A 6,329-nucleotide genomic window follows, 5' to 3' on the forward strand; every position below is an offset into this window, starting at 1 on the left:
CTTAGACTACGGAGTTTCTTGCACAATAAATTTTGGGGATATTTTTTTGGGATTTTAGAAGAATAAAGCATTTAGTCTTCAAGTCTTTCGATTGAGAATCGTAGAAAGTTCACTTTCAATACGTTTGACAACGTAAAAGACTTGACCAAGTTATAGAAAATAAATGAAAAAGTCAAGAATTGAATTTATTTTCTATAACTTAAAATCGGAAAAAAATAGAGCCCCAAAAGCCTTATTATTAACTTCGCCTAGCAGGTTTGCTAAGCGCAATAAATAATTGGTTTTATTGATTTGGATTGAGTTGAAAGAAAAAGATAGGAGTAGTCTATCCAACTCCGTTACTGATAAGAATATAGATTGTAAATAGACAGTAACTACTTCCAACTGTCCGTTTGGAGAAAGAAAAAAAGGCCTAATTTAGATAACGCTTAGGGCATTTTTCCCCTTCTCCAAGCGGACTTACGTTAGCTGTAATGGCAAAAAAAAACGTACGAACAAAGAATTAACCAAAAAAGATAGATTTGGATTACATCAAGAATGATTTGACTACATTTTAAATCTTTTTCATTTTGACCTTTGTAACTTACAAAAAAAGATAACAAAATGAAAATCACGCTTACAAGTTCTTTAGGTAATATTGGAAAACCACTCACAAAACAACTAATTAATGATGGTCACGAGGTAACCGTAATTAGTCATTCAACTGACCGAAAGAATGAAATTGAGAAATTAGGAGCAAAACCTAAAATTGGGTCTTTAGAAGATTTAGATTTTTTAATGTCCGCTTTTAAAAATACTGATGCGGTATTTTTATTGAATCCGCCTGATTATTCCAAATCTGATATTCGAGAATACTACAGACTTACAAACGCAAACTATGCGGAAGCCGTTAAAAAAAATAAAATTCAACGTGTTGTTCAGTTGAGTAGTTTCGGAGCGCATTTAAATTTTGGAACAGGACCTATTTTAGGTTCACATTTTGCGGAAGAAATAATAAAACAAGTACCGAACATAGATTTGACAATTTTAAGACCTACCTATTTTTATTACAACCTTTGTAATTATATAGATATGATAAAGTATACTGGTCAAATTATAGCGAACTACGGTCAGACCAAGTTCCCTTTGGTATCGTCAAAAGATATTGCGAACGCAGTTGCTGAAGAGCTAACAACAACCAAAAGTAAATTGTTTAGATACGTAGTAAGTTCTGAACATACAGGTCAAGAAATTGCTACAGCACTAGGAAAAGGAATAGGAAAAACTGACTTAGAATGGAAAATTGTATCTGATGAAGAAGTAAAAAAAGGAATGGAACAAAATGGCATACCTTCAAACATCGCTAATCTATTTACAGAAATGTATGCAAGTCTTGCAAATGGAAAATTGACAGAAAACTATGAAAATAATAAACCTATTAAAATGGGCACTGTAACACTTGAAGATTTCGCAATAGACTTTGCTGAAATGTATATTAAATAATTATGGCAAAAGATATTATTCATATAAAAACTATCTCGGAATATCATAAACGAAATGGACTTGCAAAGCCACAACATCCTTTGGTAAGTGTAATTAATTTCAATGATATTATCTATACGCCAGATATTAATTTAAATGTAACGCACGGATTTTATTGCATTGCGCTAAAACATTTGATTGATGGCAAAATGAAATACGGTCAGCAAGAATATGACTTTGACGAGGGAGTTTTGGCTTTTATCGCACCAAACCAAATAATGCGAATTGAATCCGTCAATCAACAATTTAATCATTCGGGATGGTTGCTAATTTTCCATCCCGATTTTTTATGGGGAACCAATCTTGCAAAAAAAATAAAGCAGTACGACTTTTTTGGTTACGACTTAAAAGAGGCGTTGCATCTTTCAGAAAAAGAAGAGGATATGCTTACCATTATTTTTCAAAGTATAAACAATGAATATAACTCAAACATTGACAAGTTCAGTCAAGATGTTATAATCTCTCAAATAGAGTTATTACTAATTTATTCCGAGCGATTTTACCAAAGACAATTTATAACAAGGAATAAATTTAACCACAGCATTCTTGAAAGATTCGACACCCTTTTGAACGATTATTTTAAAAATGAAAATATGTTATCAAAAGGGCTACCCACAGTTAAAAACCTTTCAACTTCAATTAACATGTCGCCCAATCATTTAAGTAAACTACTCAAAACAATAACTGGAAAAAGTACTCAAGAATTTATACACGAAAAAGTGATTGAGCTAGCGAAAGATAAATTATCAACTACTGAATTATCAGTAAATGAAATTGCTTTCAGTTTAGGTTTCGAACACCCACAATCATTTGGAAAGTTGTTTAAGAAAAAAACTGAATTGACCCCTTTAGAATTTAGAAAAGCATTTAATTAAAAATCGAAAAAACCACTACAGCTAACAATGTATAAAAATAATAGCGGTTTCGGTGCGAAATTAAAATCGCTTTTTTATATTTAAAGTCTGAGTTTAATCCGAATGGTTAGTGACTATTAATCCGCTACTATTCTTATACTAGACCGTTAGCTGTTATTTTAGAAAACCGACACGATGAACTATAACGACAAAATATTTAGACCGACAAGTAATACTGAAAATGGGGAAACTTCAATCGAAACCATTTTCATTACAAACAGATTGAAAATGTTTTGACTTCCGAATACTCGGGTGGAAAAATTAAATATGGACATCTAATTGGTTTGGTTGACAAAAACGGAAATATAGAAATGCGTTATCATCAAGTAAACGACAAATGCGAAATTATGACAGGAATTTGTTATTCAATACCAGAAATTCTTGAAAATGGGAAAATTAGACTTCACGAAAGTTGGGAATGGACTTCAGGTGACAAATCAAAAGGACAATCAATAATTGAAGAAATATGATTTTAGAAGTAGCTATATTAAATGTAAAAAGTGGACAAGAAGATAACTTTGAAAAAGACTTTTTGATAGCAGGACAATATATTAGTTCTATTAAAGGGTATTTGAGACACTCACTGCGAAAATGTTTGGAACAGAAAAATAAATACATTTTACTTGTAGATTGGGAAAATTTGGAGGATCATACAATTGGATTTAGACAATCAGCAGAATATTTGGAATGGAAAAAGATTTTACATTACTATTACGAACCGTTTCCGATAGTTGAACATTACGATATAATAATTGAAAACGAAAATAAAAACAACAGCTAACAGCCATTTTGAGCTAGCTGGAATTTAGTGGAATTAACGTTTCTTATCAAGTTTTCGTAAAGCCGAAAATTTAGCGGTTATGAACTTCCAGCCATCTCAAAGTGGCAAAACGTTAGCAAACATTTGGTCAAACCAACAACGATAAGGCTAAATTGACAGAATTTGTTAGTTCCTTTTTATTCGTTTCAATTTTGGAAACGACTTTAATTCCACTATATAAAGTGTAAAAAAGAGAAGAAATAGATTTTAAATTTTTGCTGTCTTTTAATTGACCTTTTTCTTTGCCTTTTTTGAGATACTCATAAAAGATGTTTTCAATATCTTGTTTATTGCTCTCTAAAACTTTTAATAGACTTTCATCATTGGGAATAAGTTCTGTAGTAATATTTACAACAAAACAACCTTTTCTATCTTTATCAAGAATTGCTTCTTCAATAGCAATATTAAAAAGTTTTGAAAATCCATCTCTAACATTTGGTTGACTTTGAAAAAAATGAGTTAATCCTTCCATACTTGTCTTTCTGTAAAGTTCAAAGGACTTTTTAAAAAGTTGTTCTTTATCACCAAAAGTATCATATAAACTTGCTCTGTTAATTCCTAAATGACTAACTAAATCTCTGACAGAAGTTGCGGAATATCCTTGTTTCCAAAACAAATTCATTGCTTTGGTCAGGACTTCGTTTTCATCAAATAGTTTAACTCTTGGCATATCAAAAAAATGTGGAAGCGTTATACGCTTCCACAAAAGTAATTTATCGGAACTTTCATTCCAAATATAATCAAAAAAATTTAACCTAATAGCGGATTGATATTTATACCACCATCAATATTATACTCACTTCCAGTAATGAAAGAAGCATCGTCAGAAGCTAAAAACAAAACCAGTTTTGCTATATCTTCTGGTTGTCCAAATCGTTTTAACGGAATACGATTTTGCATAGCTTCGGCAAATCCATTTAATTGCTCTTCTTCCATCCCAGTTTTTCCAAAAATCGGAGTAGAAACAGGTCCAGGATTTACTGAATTTATTCTTATTTTTCTTGGTGCTAATTCAGTTGAAGCAGTCCTTGTATAAGCGTTCAATGCTGCTTTTGATGCAGCATAAACAGCAGTATTTGGCATTCCAGTATAAGCATTTACAGAAGACAAATTAATGACTGAAGCACCATCATTTAAAATTGGCAGAAATTTTTCAGTTGTAAACAATGCACCTTTAAAGTTTATACTCATTTGATGGTCGAACATTTCCTCACTAATTTGACCAACAGGTGCAGGCTGAAATATACCAGCATTTACGAATAGAACATCAACTTTTCCATAATCTGATTTTACTTGTGCAACCAAATCATCTATTGCTGAAAGACTTTTGACATCAGCAACAATTCCTTTTACACCAAGCTCTTGTGATGCTTTTGCAACCTTTTCCGAATCTCTTCCTGTAATTACAACAGTTGCACCTTGACTTTTAAACTCTTTTGCAGATGCATAACCAATACCACTATTACCGCCGGTAACTATGGCAATTTTTCCATTTAATTTACTCATTTCTTTACTTTTTTAGATTATTAATAATAGAACGTTCGTTCTGTTATGCAAACATACGAATATTAGAATGATTGTTCCAAATAAAAAAAGAAGATTTAATGCGAAAGAATAAAAACGTGTGCTAACACCGTATATAATTTATTGCTTGGTTCTAGCCTACTTACGAAAATCCTCGCGGATTTTCTATTCGGTTTTTATTTGTTACTTAGTTGCTTAACCACGCAACAAACCATATACAAACACGTTGTGTGCAACCTTAAAAAGGAACACAAACAGAATTTATCTAAATAATAGACAGACTTGTCTGTTTTTAAAAGATTTATTTTATATTTGCATTGTAATATAAATGGTAATGCAACCAAGAGAAAGAATTTTAGAAACAGCATTTACCCTTTTCCATAAAAAAGGATATAATTCAACTGGAATAAATCAAATTATTGCAGAATCTAAAGTTGCAAAAGCAAGTTTCTATCAACATTTTAAATCAAAAGAAGATTTGTGTGTAGAGTTTTTAAACAAGCGACACGACTATTGGTTTGAAAAACTCAACGAGTTTACGTCAAAGAACAGAACAAACAAAACCAAAGTCCTTGCGTCTTTTGACTTTCTAATTTTTATGAACGAAACCGAAAACTTTAGAGGTTGCAGTTTCCTTAATTTACTTTCTGAAATCCCTACAGACAACACAAAAATTTTAAATGTAATCCAAAATCATAAAAATGAATTGCGGGACTATTTTAAACAAATCTTACCTGACATACAATTAGCCGACCATATTTATTTACTCTTTGAAAGTGCAATTGTTGAAAGTCAACTTTTCAAAAATCAATGGGCTGTAAACAAATCAAAAACAATCGTAAACGCTTTAATAAATCATAATAATGGAACAGAAACTACCACTTCCACCGTTTAACTTTGAAACGGCAACGCAGAAAGTAAAAATGGCAGAAGATGCTTGGAATTCTAAAAACCCTGAAAAAGTTTCACTTGCTTACACCTTTGATACAGAATGGCGAAATAGACAATTGTTTATTAATGGGCGAAAAGAAGTAAAAGAATTTCTAACTGCTAAATGGGAAAAAGAATTAGACTACAAACTGAAAAAAGAATTATGGGCATTTACAGAAAATAAAATAGCTGTTCGTTTTGAATACGAGTGGCAAAATAATAGCGGACAATGGTTTCGTTCTTATGGCAATGAAAATTGGGAGTTTGACGAAAACGGATTTATGAAAAAAAGATTTGCAAGCATTAATGACTTGGAAATAAATGAAAAGGACAGACGCTTAAAGTAAAGGCAGCACACAATCGAGTAGACGGCTCCGCTAGAAACTAACGGAGTGCGCCTCTCACACCACCGTACGTAAGGGTCACGTATACGGCGGTTCGTTATCCATCATCTAATGGCTCTTAACACCAATTGGGCTACCTACGACTTTATAAATAAGCTAAGAATATCTTTCTTATTTTAATTTTACAGAAAATAACGTTCTGTCCTTCCTTCTTGGTGAGTCCTCCACACTTTTCTGTGGCTCGTTTCCAAACAAGTACTATGACTTCTGCTGACT

General features: G+C 32.0%; 8 protein-coding genes. 6 read left to right on the forward strand and 2 right to left on the reverse strand.

Going from position 1 to position 6,329, the window contains the following annotated elements:
- Positions 1-603: 603 nt before the first annotated feature.
- The 4 genes from WBQ70_RS02755 (at position 604) to WBQ70_RS02770 (ending at position 3,216) form a co-directional block, all read left to right on the forward strand.
- Entirely contained in the window at positions 604-1,482 is an 879-nt protein-coding gene (locus WBQ70_RS02755) for an NAD(P)H-binding protein (RefSeq protein ID WP_423910236.1), read from the forward strand.
- A gap of 2 nt (positions 1,483-1,484) precedes the next feature.
- Entirely contained in the window at positions 1,485-2,396 is a 912-nt protein-coding gene (locus WBQ70_RS02760) for a helix-turn-helix domain-containing protein (protein WP_423910238.1), read from the forward strand.
- A gap of 272 nt (positions 2,397-2,668) precedes the next feature.
- On the forward strand, positions 2,669-2,905 hold the full coding sequence (locus WBQ70_RS02765; protein WP_423910241.1) for a hypothetical protein: 237 nt from the start codon (positions 2,669-2,671) through the stop codon (positions 2,903-2,905).
- Complete coding sequence (locus WBQ70_RS02770) at positions 2,902-3,216, forward strand: antibiotic biosynthesis monooxygenase family protein (RefSeq protein ID WP_423910243.1); 315 nt, start codon at positions 2,902-2,904, stop codon at positions 3,214-3,216. Before WBQ70_RS02765 ends, WBQ70_RS02770 begins: the two co-directional genes overlap by 4 nt.
- A gap of 127 nt (positions 3,217-3,343) precedes the next feature.
- Here WBQ70_RS02770 and WBQ70_RS02775 read toward each other — a convergent pair whose 3' ends face one another.
- The gene (locus tag WBQ70_RS02775; protein ID WP_423910246.1) at positions 3,344-3,925 is read right to left on the reverse strand and encodes a TetR/AcrR family transcriptional regulator; all 582 of its coding nucleotides are present in this window, start codon (positions 3,923-3,925) and stop codon (positions 3,344-3,346) included.
- Between the two features lie 80 nt (positions 3,926-4,005).
- Positions 4,006-4,761 (reverse strand): SDR family oxidoreductase, encoded by a 756-nt coding sequence (locus WBQ70_RS02780; protein ID WP_423910249.1) that lies wholly within the window; start codon positions 4,759-4,761, stop codon positions 4,006-4,008.
- A 352-nt stretch (positions 4,762-5,113) separates the two neighbouring features.
- Here WBQ70_RS02780 and WBQ70_RS02785 point away from each other — a divergent pair, with 352 nt between their 5' ends.
- Both WBQ70_RS02785 and WBQ70_RS02790 read left to right on the forward strand, forming a co-directional pair.
- On the forward strand, positions 5,114-5,674 hold the full coding sequence (locus tag WBQ70_RS02785; protein WP_423910252.1) for a TetR/AcrR family transcriptional regulator: 561 nt from the start codon (positions 5,114-5,116) through the stop codon (positions 5,672-5,674).
- Positions 5,643-6,056 carry a DUF1348 family protein gene (locus WBQ70_RS02790; protein WP_423910255.1) on the forward strand — a complete coding sequence of 138 codons (414 nt, stop codon included), beginning with the start codon at positions 5,643-5,645 and terminating at the stop codon, positions 6,054-6,056. Before WBQ70_RS02785 ends, WBQ70_RS02790 begins: the two co-directional genes overlap by 32 nt.
- Positions 6,057-6,329 lie beyond the last annotated feature (273 nt).

This window comes from Flavobacterium sp. (assembly GCF_049590715.1).
GTDB lineage: Bacteria > Bacteroidota > Bacteroidia > Flavobacteriales > Flavobacteriaceae > Flavobacterium.